1 rRNA gene is annotated in these 515 nt (G+C 53.2%); it reads right to left on the bottom strand.

Going from position 1 to position 515, the window contains the following annotated elements:
* Window positions 1-515, bottom strand: a 23S ribosomal RNA gene (locus BHE89_RS20040); the annotation flags it as partial.

Raw genomic sequence — 515 nt, 5'->3', positions numbered from 1 at the left:
TAACCTGAAGCTTAGAGGCTTTTCCTGGAAGCAGGGCATCAATTGCTTCACCACCTTAGTGGTTCGTCATCACACCTCAGCATTAAGTGACCGGATTTGCCTAATCACTCTGCCTACATGCTTGAACCGGGACGACCGTCGCCCGGACAACCTAGCCTTCTCCGTTCCCCCATCGCAGTTACCACCAGTACGGGAATATTAACCCGTTTCCCATCGACTACGCTTTCAGCCTCGCCTTAGGGGTCGACTCACCCTGCCCCGATTAACGTTGGACAGGAACCCTTGGTCTTCCGGCGTGCGGGTTTTTCACCCGCATTATCGTTACTTATGTCAGCATTCGCACTTCTGATACCTCCAGCATACCTCACAGTACACCTTCGCAGGCTTACAGAACGCTCCCCTACCCAACAACACATAGTGTCGCTGCCGCAGCTTCGGTGCATGGTTTAGCCCCGTTACATCTTCCGCGCGGCCGACTCGACCAGTGAGCTATTACGCTTTCTTTTAAATGATGG

This window comes from Shigella sp. FC1967 (assembly GCF_001743005.1).
Lineage (GTDB): Bacteria > Pseudomonadota > Gammaproteobacteria > Enterobacterales > Enterobacteriaceae > Proteus.
This window is presented reverse-complemented; position numbering and strand designations above follow the sequence as displayed.